General features: G+C 66.8%; 15 protein-coding genes. 12 read left to right on the top strand and 3 right to left on the bottom strand.

The genetic code is table 11. The features are described from left to right. The first annotated feature begins 1 nt into the window (after position 1). The 3 genes from PV350_RS13595 (at position 2) to PV350_RS13585 (ending at position 3655) form a co-directional block, all read left to right on the top strand. A complete protein-coding gene (locus tag PV350_RS13595; protein WP_500333940.1) occupies positions 2–499 on the top strand; it encodes a DUF4188 domain-containing protein in 498 nt (165 codons plus the stop codon). A 747-nt stretch (positions 500–1246) separates the two neighbouring features. After that, positions 1247–2344 (top strand): oxidoreductase, encoded by a 1098-nt coding sequence (locus PV350_RS13590; protein WP_500333938.1) that lies wholly within the window; start codon positions 1247–1249, stop codon positions 2342–2344. A gap of 78 nt (positions 2345–2422) precedes the next feature. Next, a complete protein-coding gene (locus PV350_RS13585) occupies positions 2423–3655 on the top strand; it encodes an alkene reductase (RefSeq protein ID WP_500333936.1) in 1233 nt (410 codons plus the stop codon). A 209-nt stretch (positions 3656–3864) separates the two neighbouring features. On the opposite strand, the gene PV350_RS13580 is transcribed toward PV350_RS13585, so the two are convergent. Beyond that, positions 3865–4509, bottom strand: coding sequence for a MerR family transcriptional regulator (locus PV350_RS13580; RefSeq protein WP_500333934.1), 645 nt, complete (start codon positions 4507–4509; stop codon positions 3865–3867). Positions 4510–4910: 401 nt separating this feature from the next. On the opposite strand from PV350_RS13580, the gene PV350_RS13575 reads away from it, so the two are divergent. Beyond that, positions 4911–5096: a hypothetical protein gene (locus tag PV350_RS13575; protein WP_500333933.1), complete on the top strand. Its 186-nt coding sequence runs from the start codon at positions 4911–4913 to the stop codon at positions 5094–5096. Positions 5097–6213: 1117 nt separating this feature from the next. Next, entirely contained in the window at positions 6214–8550 is a 2337-nt protein-coding gene (locus PV350_RS13570) for an immune inhibitor A domain-containing protein (protein ID WP_500333931.1), read from the top strand. A gap of 512 nt (positions 8551–9062) precedes the next feature. Here the strand turns inward: PV350_RS13570 and PV350_RS13565 are convergent. Continuing rightward, a complete protein-coding gene (locus tag PV350_RS13565; protein WP_500333929.1) occupies positions 9063–9788 on the bottom strand; it encodes an ABC transporter ATP-binding protein in 726 nt (241 codons plus the stop codon). Positions 9789–10692: 904 nt separating this feature from the next. Here PV350_RS13565 and PV350_RS13560 point away from each other — a divergent pair. From PV350_RS13560 to PV350_RS13530, 7 genes are all read left to right on the top strand, one after another. Continuing rightward, a complete protein-coding gene (locus tag PV350_RS13560) occupies positions 10693–13587 on the top strand; it encodes an FtsX-like permease family protein (RefSeq protein WP_500333927.1) in 2895 nt (964 codons plus the stop codon). A gap of 1 nt (position 13588) precedes the next feature. Then, positions 13589–16369, top strand: a complete 2781-nt coding sequence (locus PV350_RS13555) for an FtsX-like permease family protein (RefSeq protein ID WP_500333925.1) — start codon at positions 13589–13591, stop codon at positions 16367–16369. Further along, positions 16366–17364, top strand: coding sequence for an ABC transporter ATP-binding protein (locus tag PV350_RS13550; RefSeq protein ID WP_500333924.1), 999 nt, complete (start codon positions 16366–16368; stop codon positions 17362–17364). The genes PV350_RS13555 and PV350_RS13550 overlap by 4 nt, the downstream gene beginning before the upstream one ends. A 75-nt stretch (positions 17365–17439) precedes the next feature. Then, positions 17440–17730 (top strand): hypothetical protein, encoded by a 291-nt coding sequence (locus PV350_RS13545; RefSeq protein WP_500333922.1) that lies wholly within the window; start codon positions 17440–17442, stop codon positions 17728–17730. A gap of 383 nt (positions 17731–18113) precedes the next feature. Then, positions 18114–19472, top strand: a complete 1359-nt coding sequence (locus PV350_RS13540) for a carotenoid oxygenase family protein (protein ID WP_500333920.1) — start codon at positions 18114–18116, stop codon at positions 19470–19472. Positions 19473–19901: 429 nt separating this feature from the next. Continuing rightward, positions 19902–20489, top strand: a complete 588-nt coding sequence (locus PV350_RS13535; RefSeq protein WP_500333918.1) for a PadR family transcriptional regulator — start codon at positions 19902–19904, stop codon at positions 20487–20489. 649 nt (positions 20490–21138) lie between these two features. Further along, on the top strand, positions 21139–25107 hold the full coding sequence (locus PV350_RS13530; protein ID WP_500333916.1) for a S8 family peptidase: 3969 nt from the start codon (positions 21139–21141) through the stop codon (positions 25105–25107). Positions 25108–25267: 160 nt separating this feature from the next. Here PV350_RS13530 and PV350_RS13525 read toward each other — a convergent pair whose 3' ends face one another. Further along, the gene (locus PV350_RS13525) at positions 25268–26314 is read right to left on the bottom strand and encodes an aldo/keto reductase (protein ID WP_500333914.1); all 1047 of its coding nucleotides are present in this window, start codon (positions 26312–26314) and stop codon (positions 25268–25270) included. Positions 26315–26373 lie beyond the last annotated feature (59 nt).

The raw sequence follows: 26373 nt of genomic DNA, 5'->3' as shown, positions 1-26373 counted from the left end.
CATGTCCGAGCAGGTGATTCCAGGCCGCAACACCGCAGCTGCCGAGGGGGGCATCGTCGTCTTCCATATCGGAATCCGCATCAACCGCTTCAGGGCGGTACGCAACTGGTTCCCGGCCTTCGCCTCCATGCCGCGCATGCTGCGTGAGCTGTCCCAGGACAAGGACAGCGGACTCCTCGGCTACAAAGTTCTCTACGGTGGCCCCCGGGACTTCTACGTCGTCCAGTACTGGGCTTCCAAGGAGCAGTTGCTCGCCTACGCCTACGAGCAGGACAAGCAGCACAGGCCCGCATGGGCGGCATTCAACCGGCGCGCCAGGAATAGTAAGGGGGACGTCGGCATCTGGCACGAGACGTTCATCGTGCCGGCCGGCTCATACGAGTCCATCTACGTCAACATGCCCGCGTACGGCCTCGCCGCAGCGACCGGCGTAATACCGGTTGGCCGCCGCGGTGACACGGCCACACAGCGGCTGAAGTCGGGCGATCGAGCATCCTGAGGTTCGTTGCGGGCGGATGGTCGCGACTCGGAACCGGTCGGCTGGAGCGCGGGTTCGTGGAGGCGTGGGTGGCGACACTCCAGGAACGTGGAGCGTCGCCCGCCTTGACCGCAGTACCACCTCCACGGTGGCGCGCTGGAGCGAGCCCGCCGGCAGGGTTCCGGAGGTGACCAGCCGCCCGTACTCGTCCAGTTGGCTCTCGTGGGCCTGGATCTGCTCCGCGGCGAGCCGGCTGATCACGTCCGCGGTGTCGGCGTCGCCATTCGCGTCGGCGTCGCAGGTCTGAGGCTGGACGCAGGGCCTCGGCGGTGGGTGGTCGCCCGCGTCAGGGCGGTTCATCGGCGCAGCTCGCGCCGTGCCTCCTCGGCGAGTGGCAGGGTGCGCCGGTGACGGCCCCTTGTTCCTGATGCTCGACGGCCGGTCCGCGCCGCACCTGCCGTCCGGCCCCGGCGTAGTGCTGTGAGTCGGGGAAGATCCAGAGGCACCCGATGCTGGTAGGGGGTCGCGCCCTCGTGCCGGCCCAGCAGGCCGAGGCTGCCGTAGGCAGTGACCGGCAGTGCGGTCGGCATCGCTGCCTCCCGATCCAGACCATCTGAAACTCGACATTTCAGACATAACCGTCTATAGCGTACCGTAGATTTTGACGGTCGAAACTGACGAACACGACCACCGCAGCTGTCCCAGAAGACCTGTCGGACCCGTGACCACGACCGCCCACCCCCTCTCCATCGCCCAGGAGGCAGCTTCGTGAGCACCACCTTGTTCGACCCCATCACTCTGCGCTCACTGACGATTCCGAACCGGATCTGGATGGCCGACATGTGCCAGGCCGGCGCCGCTTCGCACGGGGACCATGCGGGCGTGCCGGACGACCGGCACTTCGCGCACCTCGCGGCGCGGGCCACCGGCGGCACGGGACTGATCCTCTCCAAGGCCACCGCGGTCGGCCCGCAGTACCGGACCGGCCCGTACGACCTCGGCATCTGGAACGACGCCCAGGTCGAGGCCCTCCGACGGATCACCGGCTTCCTGAAGTCCCAGGGCACCGTGCCGGGCATCCAGCTCGCCGCGGCGCGCACGGATGTTGCCAGGGGAAGCTGGATGGACCGCAAGTTCCCGGTGGGTCCGGGCAAGCGCTACGGCTGGGCGCCCGGCGGTGCCGGCGCCGTCCCGTACGGCACGGGCTCCACCGCGGTGGACGAGCTGGACACCGGGGAGATCGGCCGGATCGTGGCGGCGTTCGCCGACGCCGCCCGGCGCGCCCTGGACGCGGGGTTCCAGGTCGCCGAGATCCACGGCGTCCACGGCCACCTCGTCAGCCAGTTCCTGTTCCCGTACGGCAACCACCGCACCGACGGCTACGGTGGGGACTTCGCGGGCCGCACCCGCTTCGCGCTGGAGGTCGTCGAGGCCGTCCGGGCGGTGTGGCCGCAGGACCTTCCCGTCTTCTTCCGCATGTCCTCCGCCGAGGAACCGGCAGAGACCGCGGGCGACGACCCGGAGAGCTGGACCGCCGACGACACCGTCCGTCTCGCAAAGGAACTGCAGGCCCGGGGCGTCGACCTGATGGACGCCTTCGCAGACGGCAGCACCCCCGTCGCAAAGCGCGTCCGCAATCAGACCGACATGCCCATTGCCGAGCGCGTCCGCAACGAGACCGGCATGCCCGTCGCCACGGTCGGCCCCCTCACCAGCCCGGCCCGGGCGCAGGCACTCGTCCGCTCCGGCGGCGCCGACGCCGTCCTCCTCGGCCAGGAGCTGCTGCGCGACCCGTACTGGGCGCTCCACGCGGCCTCCGCGCTGGGCGGGAAGGTCAACACCCCCGTCCGCCACCACGCCGCGTGAGGGATAGCTGCCCGGCCAGTACACCATTTCCGACCTGCATCTTTATTATTCGCGATCTCGATTTCCCGGAGCTGAACCATGCACAACAGTCCCCTCTACGACCCTGTCCGGCTCGGCGCCCTGTCGCTGTCCAACCGCTTCGTCATGGCACCGATGACGCGCAGCCGCTCCCTGCCCGACGGCAGCCCCGGCCCCTCCGCGCGGCTCTACTACACCCAGCGCGCCTCGGCCGGGCTGATCATCACGGAGGGCACCGTCGTCTCCGCCGAGGGCGTCGGCGGCCCGGGCATCCCGGGCCTGTGGAGCGAGGCGCAGGTCCAGGGGTGGAAGAGGATCACCGACGCGGTGCACGACGCGGGCAGCACCATCGTCACGCAGCTGTGGCACACCGGCCGTGCCTCGCATCCCGTCTTCCAGCCCGGCGGCAGGACCCCGGTGGGCCCTTCTCCCATCGCGATCGACGGCCTGGTCTTCACCGACGAGGGCCGCGTCCCCTTCGTCACACCGCGACCGCTGGAGATCGATGAGATCCAGGCCGTTATTGTCCAGTTCGCCAAGGCCGCCAAGAACGCGCTGGCGGCCGGCTTCGACGGCGTGGAGGTGCACGCGGCCAACGGCTACCTGATCGACCAGTTCCTCCAGGACAGTGCCAACCGGCGTACGGACCGCTACGGCGGGAGCGTCGAGAACCGTGCGCGCCTGCTCCTGGAGATCGTCGACGGCCTCATCCGGACCATCGGTGCGGACCGCATCGGCGTTCGCATCTCCCCGAGCAGCGTCTTCCAGGACATGACCGACTCCGACCCGGAGGCCCTGTTCGGCTACGTCATGGACGAACTCGCAGCTCGCGATCTTGCGTACCTGCACCTGGTGGAGCCGGGCATCATCGGCAACGACGACTCGACGGCCGAGCGCCGGCCGGCCGATGCCATCGACAGCACCTGGGCCCGCAAGCGCTACCCGGGCGGACTGATCGCGACCGGCGGTTACGGACGCGAACAGGCCCTGCGCGCCCTGGAGGCTGGCACCGTCGACGCCGTGGGCTTTGGACGCGACTTCATCGCCAACCCCGACCTGCCCGAGCGGCTGGCCCGGGGAGCGGAGCTGCGCGAGGCGCTGCGACCCACCTTCTTCGGTGGTGACGACCGCGGCTACCTCGACTACCCCTCCCTCGAGGCCGAGCGCCTCCTCGCCGAACTGCGCGCGGGAAGCCTCGAGCCGGTGCCCGGCCTGGAGCTGAACTCCGCGACGCCGCTGGACACATGGCACCTGGCCTGGGCACAGGAGAAGCACACGGCCACCGAGAACTGACGGCTCCCACCGAGGACGTGTGGGAAATCCTCCTGGTGTCAGCAGTCCGTGCTCCTGACTGCGGGAAATCGTGGGTTTGTGCCTGCGGTGGCTGTTGACTCAGGAGCGAGAGGATTTCTGCAGCATCGAGGCGACCAGCGGGAGCCGTCCACTGAGGGCGGCTTCCTGCTGCGTTATGCGGCGGATGTTCCGCGTCTCTCCAGGGCAGTTCAGCCGGTGCCGAAGCGGCGCTGGGACTCGCCGACCTCGGCGAGTCGACGCAGGCTCAGCAGTACGGGTTCGTAGAGCACGGTGAGTGCCACGGCCGCGGCTGCTTGTTCCAGCGGGGTGTCGTAGGTCTCGACCATGTCAAGGTCGTGGACGGCCTGTTGGGCGGCGAGCCGCGCGTAGGGCGTCAAGTGGTGTGCGCTGCTGGGGTATCCGAGGCGGGTCAGGGCGGCGACCGCGGTGACGAGCATCTGGTATGCGGGGGAGGGGCCGTGTTCCTCGCTGCCGTAGTGCCAGCCGAGTGCGGTCATCAGGCTGTCGACCTCGCGGCGGGCAGTTTCGGTTGCGGGGTCGTCCTCGTCGGGCTCCGGGCCGTGCGGCAGGGCGAAGGTGGCGGCGCCGAGCCGCATGTGCTGGTCGAGTGACTCGTCCTCCACCGCGGTGAGCACTTCACGGGCGGTGGTCACGGGCACCTTGCCGATCTGGATCAGCGCCCGGACGAACCGCAGCCGGCGTAGGTGCTCCTCCCCGTACTCGGCCTGCGTGGCTGTGACGCGGCGGCCGGGCGGGAGCAGACCCTCGCGCAGGTAGTACTTGATCGTGGTAGTCGGTACGCCGCTGCGTTCACTCAACTCCGCCAGTCTCATGCCCTTGCGCTCCTTGGATGGTGGCGCTATCTAATCATCCGTAGCACCAGTACCCACAGGTTGTCGAAGCGACCCGACCGAGGTTGTGGGCGACAGTGGGGAGCAGTGTCTGCACAGGCGATTCCGGTTCACAGCAGCACCGCTGAGGGTGACACCTTAGTGTTTCACATCGGGCTCGAGACCAGCCGCAGAAGGGTGCTGCGCCCGCCGCGTCTATTCGCAGTGCGCCGGGCTTCGGCCCCGTGGTGAAGCGAATCCTTGCCCCGTTCCGACCTCACTTGTGTGCACAGATCTGTATGGTCGGCGTCAGCCGTGGTCGGACCGGCTGATCTGCCCGTTCTGTACGGCTTGACGATGCTGAGTGGTGCCCGCCAATCCGGTGAGCCGTGGTTGAGGAGCGTGTGAGCCGGTACTTCGCGACGTTCGCGGTGAGGTCCGGCCCGTCTGAGATGCGGCTGGATGCGGCGCTGGCGGTGCGCATCGTCTGGGGGCCGGGGCCGGGGCGCTTCGGCGTCGTGTCCGACGGGACGAAGATCGACAACCCGCGCTTTCTGCCCCGAGCTGAAGAACGCGAGCAGGAGGCGTAGGGCTCCGTGTTGCATAAGGACCGGAGCGACAGGAACCGGGATGATGCCAGGAGTCGCGTCGTACGGGCGCATGTTCGTGTCGCGAACGGTCCCTCACCGGAGACCAGTCGACCTTCATAGGGATCCAATCGGCCGCGGTGGATGACCTGACGGTGAGCAAGCGGCTGGCCAAGCCTGTTCACGGCGCTGATTGCGACGTTTGTAGGCATGCCGGAGCACGAGCCGTCCGGTAGGTATGGACCTCCAGGGGAGGACCAGGACTCGTTCCGGCTTCGCACAGCGAGACGGGAACTCACTCGACACCGCGCCCCTGCGCGGACGGTAGCCGATGATCGCGATTCCTCGGGGTGGCGAGGATCGCAACCCACTCTGCACCCCACAACTGAGCCGATTTGTAACCCGGCTCCGGAGGGCACTCCGCTCGAGAATAAGTGGCGTGCCAGTAGTCTGAAGGACACGCGAACGGCTCGAGGGCACGAAGTCGGCGTGCCGGAACTAACCGTGAGTCAAAGAATTGAACATCAATGTCAGGCATTTGGACGTGAGTGCCATTATTGCCCCTCGCCTACATCCTGACGGACTTTCATGGAAATGGGCGACGAATGACTCCATGCCAGCGGTGGAGCGTATGACGGATGTTCTTCCTTATGCCTGGACCTTATGCCTGGACTTGAGCGGTCTGGTGGCGGCACAGATGTCCCTCGCGCTGGCACCACTGTTCAATCATCACAACCGGCGGACCGTCCATGAGTTGACCCTCAACCGGCGTGCGCAAGATGCGCAGTTCACAGGCTAGATGGCTGGGCCTTGCGGCTTGCTGTGTGCGGGCTACGGATGGCGATACTGTCGGATCCCCACCAAGCCGATGTCCGACGTGCAGGGCCGCAAGGTGAGTCCCCCTTGCTATAGGCAACCTTGCGGTTTCGCATACACTCCGCCTTGCCCGGATTGAGAGTGACATCGTCGTGGGCGTCACACCCGCTGATTGAGGGCAATGACGGCTGCCATTTGCGACAGGTCGCTGCTCAACGTACTTGGCGGTCATGACCGAGTCAAGATCTGTCTTTTCGTGCATGATTCCGGTGCAATGGCTTCACCTTAGGGAGGTTAAAACAGAGTGATAAGCCAACGACGGACCATCAGATCCGCCGCTCTGGCCGTGGCGATCGCCTCAATAGGCGCCACCGCCTTTCCCGTCGCGGCAGCCCAGGCCGACCCGCAGGCCGGTCGTGTCGTGCGGCACGACCCGGCGAAGGCGGAGCGCGTCGAGCACGATCTGAAGGGCCCGCTGAGCGAGCGCCAGTCCGCCCAGCGCCAGCAGGCGATCGAGCAGGTCATCTCCGGCAAGTCCAAGGTCGAGGACCGCGGTGCCTCGGACGTGGTCAAGCTCGGCAAGAACAAGTACGTCGAGCTCGCGCGCGAGAAGACCGACAAGATCTTCGTGATCCTCGCGGAGTTCGGCGACAAGACCGACCCCGCGTACGGCGGCACCGCCGGTCCCGCGCACAACCAGATAGCCAAGCCGGACCGCAGCAAGGACAACAGCACGGAGTGGCAGGCCGACTACAACCGGTCGCACTTCCAGGACCTGTACTTCTCGAAGGCCAAGGACAAGGAGTCCGTGGCCAAGTACTACGAGAGGCAGTCCTCCGGCCGCTACTCCGTCGCCGGCGAGGTCGCCGACTGGGTCAAGGTCGACTGGAACGAGGCCCGGTACGGCAACAACGCCTGCGGTGATCATGTTTGTTCGGCTTCCGTGTGGCGGTTGGTGGCCGATGCCGCCAACAAGTGGGTCGACGCGCGCAAGGCCGCCGGTGACAGCGCCGCCACGATCAAGGCGAAGCTGGCCGAGTACGACCAGTGGGACCGCTACGACTACGACGGCGACGGCAACTTCAACGAGTCCGACGGCTACATCGACCACTTCCAGATCGTGCACGCCGGTGAGGACGAGTCCGCCGGCGGCGGCGCCCAGGGCGAGGACGCGATCTGGGCCCACCGCTCGTACGCGTTCGTTTCCGACGCCGGCGCCACCGGCCCGGCGGGCAACCTGCTCGGCGGCAGCCAGATCGGCGACACGGGCGTCTGGGTTGGCGACTACACCGTCCAGCCGGAGAACGGCGGCCTCGGCGTCTTCGCCCACGAGTTCGGCCACGACCTCGGTCTGCCGGACCACTACGACACCACCAACACCGCCGAGAACTCCACGGGTTTCTGGACGCTGATGTCGTCCGGTTCCTGGCTCGGCACCGGCGAGGACGCCATCGGCGACCTGCCCGGCGACATGACCGCCTGGGACAAGCTGCAGCTGGGCTGGCTGAACTACACCACCGCCAAGGCCGGCAGGACCTCGGTCAGCACCCTGGGCGTCGCGGAGTACAACACCGCGAAGAAGCAGGGCCTGGTCGTCACCCTCCCGAAGAAGACCGTGGCCACCGAGCTGGCCACCCCGGCCGAGGGCGCGAAGCAGTGGTGGAGCGGCAGCGGTGACAACCTGAGCAACACCCTCACGCGCGACGTCGACCTCACCGGCAAGACCTCGGCGAGCCTGTCCCTCAAGGGCTGGTACGACATCGAGGAGGACTTCGACTACCTCTACACCGAGGTGTCCACCGACGGCGGTGCCACCTGGACCGCGATCGACGGCACCATCGGCGGCGCCCCGCTCCCGCGCGACGCCAGCGACAAGCCCGCCCTGACCGGCACCGCCGCCTCCTACCAGGACATGGTGTTCCCGCTGGACGCCTACGCCGGCCAGTCGGTCAAGCTCCGCTTCCGCTACCAGACTGACCTGGGTGTGGCGCAGAAGGGCTTCCTCGCCGACGCGATCACCCTGACCGCCGACGGCGCGACCGTGTTCAGCGACGGCGCCGAGTCCGGTGACAACGGCTGGACCGCGAACGGCTTCACGGTCAAGGGCTCCACGTTCTCCGAGGACTACGCACAGTACTACATCGCGGAGAACCGGCAGTACGTTTCGTACGACAAGACCCTGAAGGTCGGTCCCTACAACTTCGGCTGGACCGCCCCCAAGGACAGCTGGGTCGAGCACTACGCGTACCAGAACGGCCTGCTGATCTGGCTGTGGGACACCTCGATGATCGACAACAACGTCAGCGCGCACCCCGGTGCCGGCCGGATCCTGCCGATCGACGCCCACCCCAAGGCGCTGAAGTGGAAGGACGGCACGCTGATGCGCAACCGCGTGCAGGCCTACGACTCCACGTTCACCAAGGGCCGCACCGACGCCGTCACCCTGCACAAGGCCGGCGTCGCCACCAAGATCCCGAGCCTGCCCGGCAACCCGGTCTTCGACGACAAGTACTCGTACTGGTCCTCGGAGAACCCCACGGGCAGCGTGAAGGTCAGCCCGACCAACACCCGCATCACGGTCCTCCACGAGGGCCGGGACGGCAGCACCGTTACGCTCCTGGTCAGTCCGTCCAAGAAGTGACCGCGCCTCGCGTGAAGTGACCTGATCGGCCCCCGTCCCCTGGTGGACGGGGGCCGATCTGCCGTTCGTGAAAGGCTGGTCCGGGCCGCCAGTACCGTCCGGGATGACGTGCAGAGCAGCTCGTAGAGCAGTCCCGGGACGCCGCCGCCTACGGCTGCGGCGTTGCTGTCGCGGGAGGCAACCCTTCACCGTGTTGAGTACCGCCGTCGCGCCGCGTTTGAGGGTGCTTGGTGGAACGCCATCCAGGTTTTCGAGCAGGGACCGGGAACCGGGCGTCCTCCTGCTTCGGACCGTCATTGCGGCGATAGCGGTGTTTGGGGCACCTGGTTGCGGCGACGGGATGTGGTCCCAAAGCTGGTCGGGACCGAAGGGCTTGTGTTGCTCGCCCTCTCAGATGGGTGTTGGGGATCCCAGCGCCCTTGGCTTTGACTCTCGTGAAGCCTTTGGACGGTTTCCGGTAGACCCAAAGAGCTGAATGTCGCGCGGAGCGGCTCGATTTACGGCCCCGCGGCTCAGGTGGTGATGATGTGGCCGTCGCGGAGTTCCAGGACGCGGTCGGCGAGGGCGATGAGTCCGGGGTCGTGGGTGGCGACGAGGGCGGTGACGCCTTCGCTGTGGACGACGGCGCGCAGGAGTTCCATGACGGCGCGGCCGGTGTCGGCGTCGAGCTGGCCGGTGGGTTCGTCGGCGATGATCAGGGCGGGGCGGTTGGCGAGGGCGCGGGCGATGGCGACGCGTTGCTGCTGGCCGCCGGACATCTCGCCGGGGCGCTGGCCGGCGTGGCCCTGCAGGCCGACGAGGGAGAGCAGGAGGGCGACGCGTTCTTCGCGTTCGCGGCGGGGGGTGTTGCGCAGGCGCAGGGGGACGCCGACGTTCTCGGCGGCGGTGAGGATGGGCAGCAGGCCGAAGGACTGGAAGACGAAGCCCATGCGGTCGCGGCGCAGGGCGAGCAGTTCGCGTTCGGCCAGGCCGCCCAGGGCGGTGCCGTCGACGGTGACACGGCCCGAGTCGGCGCGGTCCAGGCCGCCGATGATGTTCAGCAGCGTGGTCTTGCCCGAGCCAGAGCGGCCCTTGAGCGCCACCAGTTCACCGCGGGCCACACTGAAGGACACCCCGCCCAGGGCGTGCACCGCGGTGTCCCCGGTGCCGAAGGTGCGCACCAGGTCCTCGACCACCACCATCGCCTCGGCGGCCTCGCCCGCCGGGTCCTCACGCCGTTCCAGCAGTCCCTCACTCATGACGCACACCTTAATCAGAGCAGGGGTAGGGAAGCCACGGCGTGATTACTGCTTGTAGGCGTGATGATGGGCACAATTCAGGCTCAGGCTTACATGTCATGGCATGTGCATTCAGTTTCATGTCGCTGCACTTCTATACACCCGATCTTGCGCGGGATTGCATGTAGCTGCACCCACTGGGGTGGATGCTCATTGCTTTTTGGCATTCATTGGCAAGTGCACTCCGAATCAGATGATCACCGTGTGTTCGATTGAGCTGCGGCGGCGAGCGAGGATCCCTTTCGCAGTTGCGGAAGGACGGAAGTTGGGGACAGTTGCCGACGTTCGTTGTGTTGCGGCTTCGTGCGCATCGATGGCTGCTCAGCGCGGCGCTGTTGTCCATCGTCCTTGCGACGTGCACCGTGGCTGCTCTGGCCACATTCGGTGCGTCGGTCGGAGACGCGGGACTACGGCGCGCGCTGCAGGACCAGTCGTCCGGGCGGACGCTCGTAGAGGTGACCGCAGACGTCAAGGGGAACGACAGCGGCCGCCGTGACTTGGACGCGGCCGTTCGCAAGACCCTCGTCAGCTCCTATGCCGGGCTGCCGGTGACGGTCGCTTCGAGTATCCGCTCCGGTGCCTATGCACTGAGCCCTTTCAGCCGAGGCTCGAACGGGTGACGCTGTCGCGAACGTTGACCGGGCCACAAGCAGGGCCGCTTGTAGTGTGCCGCGGAGAGCAGTCGTTTGAGACGTCATCCGATCGGTGGCCACTTTGAAAGAGCTCACTGCCTGTACCTCGTCAGTCGGGCGCCCCGGACACCGACGACCCGAACCTCACCCTGCTTGCCACGCTCGACCTGTCCCAGGTGACGCCGGTCACCGGAACGCTGCCTGGCCCCCCGCTTGGGGACGGCCCGATACCGATGGCACTCCCGGAGACCGCCGCCAGCGCACTGAAGCTGCGCCCCGGTGACTCGGTCGTCCTCGCGGACCGGCTGGGTGGCGGGACTCTGAAGGTGATGCTGACAGGGACCTACCGGCCGGTCGAACCATTGTCCTCCTACTGGCGACTGGATTCCCTTGGTGGTCGTGGTGTGCGAACGCTGTCGTTCACCACTTACGGCCCCATGCTCGTCGATCGAGCGGCTTTCACTTCAGGCGATGTCCCGATGGCCGAACAGGTCTGGCAGGGACATCCTGATGTGACCAGTGTCACGACCGCTCGCATCGACGAACTCGGTCGCAGCGTCCGTCAGGCTGTGGAGCGGCTCGGCCATCTGAAGCCTGACAGCGGTGTCGTCGCCACCAGTGAGCTTCCGCAACTTCTGGACGAACTGCAGCGAAGCCTCCTCGTAAGCCGCTCTTCTCTCCTCGTCGGCGCGATACAGGTGGGGCTACTGGCGGCACTCGCGCTGCTGCTGGTCGCCGGGCTGCTGGCCACGGAGCGGTCGGGTGAGACCGCGTGGCTGCGGGCCCGCGGTGGTTCCCGTTCTCGTGTTGTCTGGCTTGCCGTGACCGAGGCGCTTGTCTTGGCGGTACCTGCCATGGTGGTGGCGCCTTTGCTGGCGGGTCCTCTGGTGCGCCTGCTCGCCGGGCACGGTGCCCTGTTGCGGGCAGAGGTGCAATTGGAGCCGTCCGCCTCCACTGGCTGGTGGGCGTCCGCAGCAGCTTCCTCGGCGTGCGCCCTTATTGTTGTGGGCCCGTCGTTGCGGCGCCCGGGAACATACTCGAGTGAGCACAGCGCTGGCGTCGGTCGACGATCCCTTCCCGGCGCACTGCGGACCGGTGCCGAGCTTGCCCTACTGGTCGTCGCCGTTCTTGCTTTCTGGCAGCTTTCCCGAAGGGGCGCTGGGGCAGGCACGCTCACCGTCGGTACCGGAGGCGCCCTGGGAGTGGATCCGATCCTGGTCGTTGCGCCCGCGCTGTGTCTGTTGGCGGGCGCGGTGCTCGCGCTGCGCCTGCTGCCGCTGGCTGCACGTCTCGGGGAGCGACAAGCCGCGCGGGCCCGGGGGTTGGCAATGGCCCTGACCGGATGGCAGCTTGCCAGGCGTCCCGGACGAGGGACCGCTCCGGTGGTCCTGTTGGTGTTTGCCACGTCCATAGGCATCTTTGCAGTCGGTGAGAACGCCAGTTGGACGCGTTCTCAGAGCGACCAAGCCGACTTTGCCGTGGGCTCCGACGTCCGAGTCACCGGCACCTCCACCAGCCCTTTTGGCCTGGGCGGCGTGTACGACCACGTGCCGGGGATCAGGCATATCACCCCCGTCGCCCGTACGCTGACGCCTCTCCCGGGCGACCGCGAGGTGAGCGTCCTGGCGATGGACAGCGCAGTTGCCGCCGACACAATGTCGTTCCGCAAAGACCTGAGGGACAGGTCCTTGGACCTGCAGAAGGCCCTACGGCCTGCGGACTACGCTACTGCCCGCGATGCCGGATGGTTCACGGTGCCGAAGGACACTACACGGTTGAGAGTCGCCGTGCGGTTGCAAGCCTCGGGCCCGCATGGCAAGCACATCAAGGGCACCGTAACGGACCGGATGTCAGCCACATTCACCGACCGCTACGGCACGCCCTACGGCTTTGCACTGGGAGACGTACCCGCGGACGGCGAGCAACACATACTGGAGGCGGACTTCGCCGCCGAGACCGGGCCCGCATTGAGTGCCGGGCCGGCCGGGCCACTGCGCCTCACCTCTCTAAAGGCTGGCTATCGCGTGCCTCCGCACGCTGAGGAGCACCGGCTCACGGTCACCGCGCTGACTGCGGTCACCTCCGACGGCAATACCAAGGCGGTGCCTGTCACCGACGACGCCCCGTGGTCCGCCAAGTCCCTGACTGGCGCCTCGGCCGTGCAGGAGGAGACAGGGAGCGAGCAGCGAGAAATGCAGGTGGAGACGCCAAGTTCAGCGGGCGACGGGCTTCTGTCCGTGCGGTATGACACAGGTGAGGACCCCCTGCAGGCTTACGGTTCGCCCGGTTCGTGGGGTGCCGTGGTCAGCCTCCAGGTCGGCGCATCTCTGAAGGACCCCGTGCCTGCGCTGGCCACTGATGCGTTCCTGCGCGCGGTCAACGCTCACGTGGGCGACGCCGTGAACGTTGACATCGGCGGTGAGAAACTGAATGTACGCGTCAACGCGGCGGTACGTGCCCTACCGACTACCTTTGCTGCGTCTGCCGACACCGACGGCGGGGCCCTGCTTGTGGACCTCCGCACGGTAAACCGGGCCCTTGCGGGGCTCGACCAAACCGGTCTGCAGCCGGGCGAGTGGTGGATCGCGACCGCGCAGGGTGCTGCGCCGCAAGTGGCGGCTGCGCTGCGGGCACGTGGCGACATCACTTCCATGCTTGTGCGTGACGAAGTGCGGGTGCAGTTGCAGCGCGATCCACTGGGCGCCGGGCCCCTGTCGGCTCTGCTCGCAGTGGCTTTGGCGGCGGCGGTGCTGGCGTCAGTGGGTTTTGCCGCTGCTGCGGCCAGCACGATGCGCGAGCGCGCGCAGGAAATGGCACTCCTGGGCGCACTTGGTGCTGCGCGCAGGGCGCTGGCGCGGGTCGTCGCAGTCGAGCAGGGGTTGCTGGTGCTCGTAGCAGTGGGAGTAGGGGCGGTGCTCGGTGGGCTGCTGACCCGGCTGGTGGTCCCGCTGATTGTGCTCACGGCCAAGGCAGACGCACCCGTCCCCGCGGTTCTCGTCGAATTCCCGATCGGTTCGCTGGCCACACTGCTCCTCGTCGTTGCAGCCGCGCCACTGCTGGTCGTGGGATTGATGGCGTTGCGCTCTGCGGATCCGGTGCAGGCGCTGCGCCGTCAGGGAGGGGAATGACATGGCCGAACCTCGGCTTCGCGGCGGCGGTAACGGTGACGTTTCGTGGATCCGTACGCGATTGCTGTCCGCGCCCGGCTGGACGGCCGCAACCGCCGCGCTTGTGATGATGACGGCGTTCATGGCGGCTGCATTGCCCCGAGCTATGGATAGATACGAGAACGACGCACTGCGTGACACGTTGCGTCAGGCACCCGTAGCGGCCCGCAGCGTTACGATGTCACAGAAGGTGTCGCGGCTGTCGACCCCCAACAATGCCGAGGCATTGCTCACGCCGGATGCCCTTGGCAAGCGCGAGGCAGCTTTCCAGCAAGTCATTCGTCCACCGTTGGTGCTGGACGGGGGCCAGACGGTTTACGGGGTGCGCAGCGGGGACGAAATCCCGGCCAAGGACCCCGGCTTGCCCAGGCTGGGAAAGCATCCGCAACTTGATCCCCGGATGACGCTGGTCACGCAGCCGAACGTTGAACGGAACGTACGGGTGGTAGCCGGGCGACTGCCACGGTCCGGTGACAAGGACAGTGGGGCAGTCGAGGCTGTTGTCACCGACCGCACCGCCAAGCGCATGGGGCTGCACACCGGATCAGCGGTCCATCTGATGGATGTGGCCGGCTCGAAGCTGACGATCCGGATCACCGGTATCGTGACCCCCCGCTCTCCGCAGGCCGCGTACTGGAACGCAGAGCCGGCCCTGCGCGCGCCGGCTCGCATCGTGAAGCCGAGCGTTTACCCAGAGGTAGTCGCCTACTGGCATTTCACAGCGCTGATCGCCCCGAGTGCCACGAGCGCCCTGCTCCGCCTTAACAGTGGCGCCGTGGCGTACTGGCACCATCCGGCCGCCATTGACAGGCTCACCGCGCGCGACGTCCCTGCGGTCCAAGCCCAGATCTCCGCACTCAACGCCGGCCCTGGCTCTGCCAGGCTGCAGGCCTTGACTCAGCAGCGTGCCCTGACTGTGGAGGAGGACGGTCTGGGGGCGTCGTTGGCGCCCTTTCTTCGTGAGCGTGCTGCGGTTCAACCGCTCATTCTGGTCGCTGCCGTGGGTGTCGGTACAGTCGCGGTGCTCGTGCTCCTGATGGCCGCCGGGCTCCAGGTGGCCCGTAGGCGCGCCGAGTTGAAGCTGCTGCGCGCCCGGGGCATTGCCCTGCCGGGCCTGGGCGCCCAACTACTTGGCGAGAGCGCGGTGGTCGCGCTGCCGTCAGCGGCTCTGGGACTGACAGTGGCATTGCTTGTGGTGCCCACCGAGCGCTGGGGATTCGCTGCACTTGCGGCGGCGGTCGTGGCCATTTTGTCCTGCGTCGGGCTGCCGCTACGTGGCGTCGCGGCCGCCCGCAGACTTCGGCGCGAGCAGCGGGAGGATCTGGTTGCGGCGCGTCCGTCGCGACGCAGGACCGTGGCCGAATTGGCGGTCGCCGTCGTCGTGGCTGGTGCGGTCTTCTCGTTGCGCCGCAGGGGGACCGACGGTGGTGCGGACCTCCTCATGGCTGCGGCTCCGGTCCTGGTCGCGGTGATCGCTGCGCTGGTTCTCCTGCGTGTGTACCCGCTGCCTGTACGGCTCATGGGGCGTCCTGCAACGCGCTTGAAGGGCGCTCTTCTTCAGATCGGCATCGCGAGCGCGGGACGCGCTCCCTCGACTGCGGCATTGCCGCTGGTGACGGTATTGATCGCCCTGGCTGTGGCGTCCTTCGGAGGTTCCGTCCTTGCGGGCGTCGCGAACGGGCGCGACCACGCGGCGGTGGTCAAGGTCGGTGCGGATGCGCGCGTGCAGTCGTACGTCGCCCTGCCGAAGGGACTGGATTCACGTGTCCGTCACGTTCGCGGTGTGCATGACATGCTTGGGGTACGTGTGGAGACCGGGCAGACAGTGATGGCGACAGGCACGAGATATGACATCGCTGTTGTGGACCCGGAACGCTACGCACGCCTGTCCGAATACACCCGCGTGGGGGAGTCGTTCCAGGCGACAGCGCTGGACGACCCCGGCCGGGGCCCGGCTCCCGTCATTGCTTCACCGCGTATCGCTCGGGAGCTCGGCCACCGTACGATCATCAAAACCTCTGTGACGGCGGGGATCGAGGTCCAGATTGCAGGCACGGTGGATGCGACCCCGGCCATCGCGGGTCGCGAGTTCCTGATCATCTCTGAGGCATCAGTACGTCGGGCGCATCCTCGTGCGGCTGCAGCAGCAACCCGGCCGACAACGCTTTTCGTCACCGGCGCCGAGATCGACGGCATGGCTTTGCGTGAGGCCGTACGCGATTCCGCGCCCGAGGCGCGGGTCCTGCTCCGTTTGGAGGAGCGGGATGCATACGGAAGTACGACTGCGTTGCAGGCAGGTGCGCGGAAGCTGTACCTGGCGGCGGTCGCGGCTGCTGCTGTGTTCAGTGCTTTGGGACTTCTGTTGTCGCTGCTCCACAACGCCCCTCAGCGGAGGACGCTGCTGGCCAGATTGCGCACGATGGGCATGACCAACCGTCAACGGCAGTCGTTGGCGGTCCTGGAGATGCTGCCACAGATCGTGCTCGGGGCGATCGGTGGCATCCTCGTCGGCTTGGCCACCGTCCGGTTGCTGCGGCCAGGCATCGACTTGAAGGCGTTGGCCTTCACGACCACCTCACCCGCTACCGACATCTCGGCAGCGGTACTGCGCACCGACCTGGGGTCCCTGCTCCTGCCATCGGTCGCGCTCGTCTCACTGGCTTGTGCGGTCCTGGCGGTACAAGCCTGGGCCACGGGGCGGCGTGGCGAAGGAACGGAACTGCGGATCGGGGACCGATCATGACGTACAAGACCAACTCGCCTAGCAACTCCGCCGGCAGTCCTGAGGGAGGCGGAGTGACCCTGGCGGAACTCGAACGACGTGTCGCGGCCAACCGCGATCTCCCCGCTTACGGACACGACGCACTTATCGTCTGCGACCGCTTGGTGCGCATTTTCACGGCCCAGGGCGTCGAGGTTCAGGCACTGCAGGGTCTGGACCTCCTGGTTGCACGTGGTGAACTCATGGCCTTGGTCGGCGCCTCGGGATCAGGTAAGTCCACTTTGCTCAATGTCCTGGCAGGACTGGACACGCCCACTGCTGGTGCCGCCTCCGTAGCCAGCTACGACCTGCTCGCCCTGGACGGCCGTGCCCGCCTGCGCTATCAGCGTGAAGTCGTGGGCTTCGTCTGGCAGCAGACGTCCCGCAATCTCCTGCCGTACCTCACCGCCCTGCAGAACGTCGTCCTGCCCATGCGCCTGGCCGGCACTGGCAAGAGCCGCAAGGACCGCAGCGCCCGGGCTTGGGAACTCCTGGATCTGGTCGGTGTAGCCCACCGTGCCGACAGTCGCCCGCAGCAGATGTCCGGCGGTGAGCAGCAACGCACTGCCATTGCCGTCGCCCTGGCCAACCAGCCCGCGTTGCTCCTGGCCGACGAGCCCACTGGTCAACTTGACTCCGCCACCGCCGAACAGGTGTTTGCAGCCTTTCGCAGCGCCAACCAGGAATTGGGCACCACCGTCGTCATCGTCACACACGACCAGGCCGTCGCCCAGGCGGTGGACCGCACCGTCGCCATTCGAGACGGCCGCACCGCGTCCGAGACCCTGCGTCACACCACCACCGACGATCAAGGCAACACCACCACCCATGCTCGCGAATTCGCCACAGTGGACCGCACCGGCCGCCTCCAACTGCCGCGCGACTTCACCACAGCACTGGACATCCGCAACCGTGTCCTTCTTGACCTCGAACCCGACCACATCGTCGTCCAGCCTGACCGTGAAACCTCGGCGTGATTGTCGACCGCGGAAGTGAATTCGGCAGCCGTCAATTCAAAGTTTCATTAATTCAAGGTGCAGAGGAGGCCTGTTGTGGACGCGGATCGGGGTGAACGTGATGCGGCGGGCGTGGAGTTGATGACCAGCGCATATGCGCGATGGCAGGATATGCCTCCGGTCGCGTTCAGCCTCACTCGACAGGATGCCTGGATTCTCATGGTGAGCCTGCAGATTTCGGCAGCGCATCCAATGGTTTCCGATCAGCCGATGAGTACGCCCATGGAAGAAATCGGGCGACGGATACAAGAAATAATTTGCGATGATCCGGAGGTTTATGCCGTTGCCGAAACTGGCTGGAACCGGTCCTATGACGTACCGGGCTGACTGCCGGGGATCGGTCGCTGACGGCGACTGATCCGTCTCCGGTGCCAGCGCGCGATCTGTTCCGGCCGATCGTGGGCCCAGGCAATGGACGGCATGGGTCCCGGCCGCCAGTCATGGCAGGGGCTTGCACCCGCTTCGGAGTGACGACAATTCTGCGCAGAGGTACATTAGAGTTAGTTTGGTTTTGTAGTAGCAGTGCTGCCTTTAGTGCTGCTCAGTTGCTTGGCCCCTCACCAGTGTCGGTCCCTGCGAGCTCGTCATGGGCGCCGAATCCAAGATCGTTGACGGGCTTTCGCGTACTGGCGACTTACCTGGCTCCACTACCCCAGCTACCACTTGCGGTCGGGGCATGTGTTGAGCCACCCCCACGGGAAGGCGGCACGATGAGCGGCGCGGATCCGGCGAACCGGTATCTCGAGGGCAACTACGCGCCCCTGGCGGAGGAGGTGAGCACCACCGATCTGTCCGTCACCGGTGAGCTGCCGCGTGATCTGAACGGCCGCTACCTGCGCATCGGGCCGAACCCGCGCGGCGACGCCGACCCCGCCACCCACCACTGGTTCACCGGAGCCGGGCTGGTGCACGGCATCCGGCTGCGCGACGGCGAGGCCGAGTGGTACCGCAGCCGGTTCGTCACGAGCGACCGCGGCTCGCCGAACACCAACGTCGTGAGCCACGCCGGACGCATCCTCACCCTCGTGGAGGCCGGCAAGCCGCCGGTGCAGATCTGCCCCGACCTCGCCCGCATGGCCGTCTGGGACTGCGACGGAGCCCTCAGCCGGGGCTTCACCGCCCATCCGAAGACCGATCCCGCGACCGGTGCCATGCACGCCATGACCTACAACCCGCGCTTCAGGGCCGTCCGGTATGTCGTGATCGGCGCGGACGGTGAGGCCAGGCACTGCGCCGACATCGAGGCCGCCGACGGGCCCATGGTCCACGACATGGCGCTGACCGAGACCCGCGTCGTGGTGCTGGACCTCCCGGTCACCGTGGCCGCCGCCGAGCGCCGCGCGCGGGCCGGAGAACCGGTCTCCAACCTGCCCTACACCTGGGACGACAGCCACCCTCCGCGGGTCGGAGTCCTCCCCGTCGGCGGCACGGCCGGCCAGGTGCGGTGGGTCGAGGCGCCACTCTGCTTCGTCTTCCACGTCCTCAACGCCTACGACAACGCCGACGGCTCACTGACCATGGACGTCATCCGCTACGACGAGATGTTCGCCCGGGACGTGCTGGGACCGGGCGACGCCGAGCCGACGCTGGTGCGCTGGACGGTGAACCCCGCGCTGGGCACCGTCAACGAGGAGCTGATCAGCCATTACCGGGTCGAGTTCCCGCGCATCGACCGTGCGTTGACCGGCCGTCCGCACCGCTACGGATGGTTCGCCGGATTCGGTGCCCACGCACTGATGATCACCGACGACGTGGAGCGCAGCCGCACCGAGGGATTCGGCGCGGGACCGCTGGTCAAGGTCGACACCCACACCGGGGAAGCCGCGACCCATGACTACGGGCCGGGCCGGGTCACCATGGAGCCCGCCTTTGTGCCACGAGCGGACGCCGCGGGCGAGGACGACGGCTGGATCCTCTCCGTCGTCCACGACGAGGGCGTGAACCGGGCGGAACTGGTCGTGCTCGACGCGGCCGACATTGCCGCCGCCCCGGTGGCCCGGGTCCACCTGCCGCGTCGCGTGCCCTTCGGCTTCCACGGCAACTGGATCGCCGACGACGAGATCGGGTAGTCCGCATCGTCGTGGAGGTCGTCGTTGCCGCCGTGCCGGGAGCACGAGGAATGCGTGCTGTCGGTGTCACCCTGCCACGATCCGGCCGATGTACTTGGACCGAGCCTGTCTGCCAGATCGCACCAGACGGTGAGGTTGTAGGCGCTGAGTAGGTGTAGTGCCTTGCAGGGAGGATCAGTCCGGGACTGCCGATGAACTGCGTGCAGAAGTGCCGTCAATTGCTCGGCATGACGGACTGGCGCTGGACTCCACTGCATTTCTAGGGGGTGGCGGACGGCCATGGTTGTGCGTCCAATAGGGCGTCCCTCGGGCCGGATAACTTGCGGTAGTCGCGTTGATTCCCTTGCACCGTCAAATTCCATGGTACGGTGTGGACGTTTATGCGGGAATATTAGTTTTTAGATGGTTGGTCTGAATCGGGAGACAGCGATGCCCACCGCACTGCCGGTCAGTGCCTATGTCGTCCTCGGCCTGCTGAGCCGGCACGGCGGATCGACCGCCTACCAGCTTGATCAGAGGATCCGTCAGAGCATTGGATACTTCTGGGGTTTCCCCCGCTCGCAGCTGTATGCGGAGGCGGGACGGCTGGCGCGGCGCGGGCTGGTCGCTGAGCATCAAGAGGTTGGGGGCCGTCATCGGCGCACCTTGTCACTGACCGAGGAGGGGCGACAGGAGCTGTGCCGGTGGCTTGCTGCCCCGACGCAGGCGACCACCGAGATCCACGACGAGGGATTGCTGAGGCTTTACTTTCAGCCCCAGACGTGTGGTAAGGATGCGACTGACACCGCCGACACGGTTGAAGCGATCAGCGGGCTCGCAGCCGAGCAGATCCGGGCTCACGAGGGCCGACTGGAGGAGTACGAGCGGTTGGTTGCCTCCGGAACTCTGCCAGCAGGCTCGCCCCAGCGGGCAACCGTGGAGGTGGGGTTGCGGTTTGAGCGTATGATCATTGATTTTTGGCGTGAGATTGCTGCCTCTCCGGCATATCTCGTCGGGGGGAATGGCGACGAGGCGTGAACGCTGGGGGCGTTTCGCGCCTCGCCCGACCTGGGTTGACTTTGCGAGCGGATCTGAGACGCCAGGTGTGTTGACGCGGGGCGCCGTCAGGCCGAGAAGACTGTTGCGGATTGCGTTCGCCACCTGGCGATCAGAGACACAAGTCGCAGAGGTGTGGGCAGCAGCACACCCGCCGACAGTGCGGGATGTCAGTCCTGTTGGCTGTCGCTGATCTACAACTGAGTGACCTCGGTGGTCTATCCGCGTGCGCAAGTGCTCTCTAGGATCGGTCAGGCTTCCAGCGATCCGCCCAGATCCCTACCCCCAGGTGTGTTTCAGCGGGTCGCCTGGTTCGTCAGCACATGCGCCGCAGGAGCCGTGTGTGAGTTTGCAAGGTCCGGTATAGGTCAGAGCCATGCCGACGGAGATCGCGAGTCCGGTAAGTGAGATCCTATTTGCTTTGGCCACTTCAAGGCCCCGGCCGGAATGGCGATCTGTTACTCACCGGCACAGCGTAGTGAGGATTCTGGCACGCGGGTCGAGTGTCCGGTAGGTTGCGGCTCATTTCGATGGAGCCCGATGCCGAGTGTGATCTGCTCGGACCGCCCACACGCCTTCTTCGACGTGAATTGTGGCCCGCCTGCCCTCCGTGAGTCGCTCATGGATCCTGTTGCGGTTCATCTCTTATGAGAACGAGTTCGCGGTGCAGTGCGCTTCATCAAAGCTGTGGCATCTGCTGGTGATGGATCGATCGAGCCATCGGCAGGCGATGTCCAGCCATACCAAAAAGGGTGCTTGGCTGATGGCATGGATCCGCCTGACGGCGGCGATATCGACGGGATTGCTGCTGACTGCCGGGGGCGTACCGTCCGCCTTCGCCCGGCCGTCTGAGGAGAGCGCGGCCAATCCTGTCGCCGCGCCGGGAAGCCGCTCTGCCAGCGTGCGACTTATAACCGGCGACCGGGTGACGGTGACACCTGGCACCGACGGCCGTCGTACCGCGTCTGTGGAGCCCGGTCCGGGCCGTGAGAGCATCGTCTTTCGCACATTCGAGGAAGACGGCGGCCCGCTGACCGTGCTGCCCTCGGACGCCGCGGACTTGGTCGCAGGCGGGACGCTGGACCGTCGCCTCTTCGAGGTCACCGACCTTATCGCCCAGGGGTACGACGAGGACCGGGCATCGTCGCTGCCGTTGATCGTCTCGGCAGCCCCGCGGTCGGACAGTGCCAAGGTGACCGCGAAGAGCGCGGAAGCAGCGGCTGCCGTTGCAGATCGGATCGCCGCATTCAACGCGACTTCGGCCCCCGAACGCCGGCTGGACAGCATCGGCGCGCGATCGCTGCAGGTGGCGGACGACGACCTCGGCGCCTTCTGGAAGACGCTGAACCGAGGCGACGCCAAGGCCGCTGCCCGCGTCGCCGCGACCCCCCGAATCTGGCTGGACGGCAAGGTGGCTCCGGTACTCGACCGGAGCACGGCGCAGATCAACGCCCCCACCGCCTGGAAAGCCGGGTACGAGGGCCAGGGCGTCAAGGTGGCCGTGCTGGACACCGGTGCGGACTCCCACCACCCGGACCTGGCCGGCCGGATTACCGAGTCAAAGGACTTCTCCGGCAGCGCGAATACAGAAGACCACTTCGGCCACGGCACCCATGTCGCCGCCACCGTCGGCGGCACCGGCGCAGCCTCATCAGGCACCCGGCGGGGCGTGGCGCCCAAGGCCGACCTGCTGATCGGCAAGGTGCTCGGCGACGACGGCTCCGGCTCCGAGTCCCAGGTCATCGACGGCATGGAGTGGGCCGTTGCCGAGCACGCCAAGATCGTCAACATGAGCCTCGGCGCAGACATGGAGACCGACGGCACCGACCCGATGAGCCAGGCTGTCAACGCCTTGACCGCCTCCTCGAATGCGCTCTTCGTCGTGGCCGCGGGCAACGCCGGCCCGGGGCCGTCCACCGTCGGTTCGCCGGGCGCGGCCGACGCGGCGCTGACCGTCGGCGCCGTCGACCGGGACGACTCCCTCGCCGACTTCTCCAGCCGCGGCCCCCGCTTCGGCGACCAGGCGGTCAAGCCCGACGTCACCGCACCGGGCGTCGGCATCGTCGCTGCCCGCGCCGCGGGCACCACCATGGGCACCCCGATCGACGCCAACTACACCTCAGCCTCCGGCACGTCCATGGCCACCCCGCACGTCGCCGGTGCCGCCGCACTGCTGGCGCAGCAGCACCAGGACTGGGGCGCGCAGCAGCTCAAGGACGCGCTCATCAGTACCGCCCACACTGTGCCCGGCACCAAGGTGACCGAGCAGGGCGGCGGCCGCATCGACCTGGCCACGGCCGGCGGCCCGCTCACGGCCACCGGGACTGTCAGCCTGCCTGCCCTGCAGACGGGCGGCACTGGCGGTCTGCCGCAGGCGGCGACCCTGCGCTACACCAACACCAGTGACAAGCCCCTCGACCTGAAGTTGTCTGTCGCCCTGGCCACGGAGACGGGGCGTGCGCTGCCCGGCAGCGTCATCGCACCCCATTCGACCAGTGTGCATCTGGCCCCCGGTGCTGCCGCTGATGTGCCGCTGCGCACGGATGCCGCGGACGCAACTCGTGGCAACTACTACGGCTACATCACCGCCACTGGTGCGGACGGAAAGGTGCTTGCCCACACCACGGCTTCTCTTGTGGTGCGGGCCCCACTGCACCGGCTCACGGTGGTCTCCCGCGACCGTGATGGCAAGGTCATGCCGGCCCTCCCGACAATCTGGGGTGCTGACGGATACGCCACATACACCAGCTTGGAACCCGCGGTGGCAGAGGTTGAGGAGGGTACCTACCAGCTGAACCTCCCCATGCAGGAGCGAGCTGCCGACGGGCAGGAACTGGTCGAGGTCGTCAATCCGCAGGTGAAGGTGACCAGGGACATGACGGTGACGCTCGACGCCTCTCGGGTCACCAAGGTGGAGATACGCACGCCCAAGCCTGCCGAGCAGCATGGCCCTCTCAGTTACAGCATGTACCGCAGCATCGACGGTAGGGGCCTCAGCCAGGGCGTGATGGCCTTCGACGTCTTCAAGCGCATCTACGTCAGCCCCACGGCTGAGGTCACCGATGGTGAATTCGAGTTCGCCTCGCGCTGGCAGATGACGGCACCGCAACTCCGGGCGAAGGCCTCGGGTGCTGCAGCGGCCTTCACCCCGTACTACGTGCCGGCTTCCCCGGTCTTCGATGACAAGGGTGTCCGCCTGACCGCAGTGGACGCCGGTGCGGGTACGGCAGCCGAGCTGAAGGCTGCCCGCGTGCGCGGAAAGCTCGCCGTCATTCGCTTCAACTTCGGTAAGGAGCAGGAACTGGCGCAGGCTGCCGCGGACGCGGGCGCCACGGCTCTGATGTTCGTTATGCCCGAGTCCTTCTATCCCTGGACTGTGTGGGTTCCGGAAGGTGAGAGGCTGCCTCTGCCCGTCGTGCGTGCCGGGACGGCGGAAGGGACCGACCTGCTGGAGCGAGCCAGGAAGCGCACCATCACGGTCGAGTTCACCGGAACAGTGCGCAGCCCCTACCTGTATGACGTGATGCAGGTTTCCAAGGGACGCGTACCCGAGCGCGTGGTGTACACGGTCTCCGACCGGAACAGCGCGGTGGTGAACAGCACCTACACGCGTACCGGTGCCGCCGCATGGGGCAGCGAGCAGCGCTTCGGCTGGCGGCCGTCGCAGCCGAGCCTCATCGTGTTGGACATGCACCACAGCCGCTACGTGCCGATGGGGCAGGACCGCGTCGAATATGTGTCGGCTGGGGACACGCTGTGGAGGCACACTGTGCACCACAACGTCGTTCCTTACCGCGACATTGCACTATCTGCCGGCATGCAGGACGCAACACACACCTACCGGCCTGGACAGCACTCCACTGAACAGTGGTTCGCAGCTCCCGTGCGGCCGTCGATCCCGCGCGGTCTGGCGGGCTGGCCCGCCTCGGCACGCAACGGCGACACCATGTCCTTCCACATTCCGGAGTTCACTGACTCCGGTGCCGGCCACTGGTCCTTCGCCGAGCATGACGCGTCCGGCGGCATCGGCACCCGGTCGGCCAGCGCAGACGACGTGGCCCACGCGGAACTGTTCAGGAACGGTCATCGCCTCGCGGAATCCGACAACGGGGCGTGGGGCGACTTCGAGGTGCCTTCGGGCGAAGCCGGTTACCGGTTGGACCTGAGCACTGCGCGTAACTCCGACGACTGGCAGTTCAGCACCAGCACCGAAACGTCCTGGACGTTCCGTTCGGATACCGCAACGCGCGAGACCCTGCTTCCGCTGCTCCAGGTCGACTATTCGGTGGCGGTGGACCAGCGCAACGCCGTGGGCCCGCAGCGCACGCACTCTCTCGGTATTGACGTCCGCATGCCCGACGGCCTGGCTGCCCCGAGGGGCGTGACGGTCAACGTCGAGGCCTCGTACGACAACGGGAAGACCTGGACAACCGCTCGCACTGACCGCCGTGGCGATAAGCACGTCACCGCAACCGTCGAACGGCCGTCGCGGATACGTGGCGACGCCTACGTGACACTGCGGGTCACTGCGACGGATGCAACGGGCAATGGTGTGCGGCAGACGATCAACAGTGCCTACCTGCACCCGGGTAGTAGGTAACGACACCGTGCGGTAGTGGTTGATCGGGAAGGCGCACAGGAATGTGGCGGGCACCCGGGGCAACGGTCCCCGGGTGCCCGGCACAGGACGTCCGTCTGCACTCGCGCCTACGCGTCGCTGATCCGCTGGCGTCGCGAAGCGACCCCACGAACCCAGGGTCTCACCTGGCCGGACGGTGCAGCGCCATGTCCGGTTCGCTGAAACGGGAGGAGACCAAGTTGGCCTGGTGCCAATGGGGGTAGATCAGGTGTGGCGCACTTACCTTGTCGAGCCGGTCGATGTCCTCTTGGGCCAGATGCAGATTGATCGCGCCGAGGTTGTCTGCCAGTTGCTCGTTCTTGCGGGCTCCGACGACCAGCGACGTCACGCCCGGTTTGGCCAGCAGGTAAGCCAGGGCGACCTGGGCTGGTGAGGTGCCGTGCACGGAGGCGATGTCCACGATGGTCTCAATGGTGTCGTAGAGCTTGTGCTCGTCGCGCACGGGAGGCTCGGACCATTCGGTCAAGTGACGGCCGTCGGCCGGTTGCTGGTCACGTCGGTACTTGCCCGTCAGCAAGCCGCCGGCCAGCGGGCTCCAGACGAGAATGCCGAGGCCTTGGTCAAGGGACACGGGCACAAGTTCGTACTCCGCGTCCCGGCACTCCAACGAGTAGTAGATCTGATTGCTGATGAACCGTTGGTACCCGTGCGCGTCGGCCGTGCACAGCGCCTTCATCAACTGCCAGCCCGAATAGTTCGAGACGCCCAGGTACCGGACCTTCCCAGAGCGCACGAGGCTGTCAAGCGCGTGCATGGTTTCCTCTAGAGGGGTCAGGCCGTCCCACTGGTGCACGTGGTAAATGTCCAGGTGGTCCGTGCCGAGCCTTCGCAGGCTTGCCTCGGCCTGATGGAGGATGTGATGCCGGGACAGGCCCTCGTCATTCGGTCCGTCGCCCATCGGCAGTCGTACCTTGGACGAGATCAGGACTCTGTCACGCCTGCCGGCGAGGGCTTGTCCGAGAATCTCCTCGGAGGCTCCGCCGGAGTACATGTCGGCGGTGTCGATCAGGTTCACACCGGCGTCGAGGCTCATGTCGATCTGCCTCTTTGCACCGGCAACGTCGGTGTTGCCGACGTTGCCGAAGACGTCTTTGCCTCCGAAGGTCATGGTGCCCAGAGACAAGGCCGACACTCGCAGCCCTGAGCGTCCCAGCAAACGGTATTCCACGGCTGTACTCCAGTCCTGCGTGTTGTTTGCGGGGGTTCGGGGGTTAGGCGTTGTTGGGG

Origin of the sequence: Streptomyces sp. PA03-6a, assembly GCF_033792765.1 — a bacterium.
GTDB lineage: Bacteria > Actinomycetota > Actinomycetes > Streptomycetales > Streptomycetaceae > Actinacidiphila.
The sequence above is the reverse complement of the archived record's forward strand: the minus strand, read 5'-3'. Positions and strand labels throughout refer to the sequence as shown.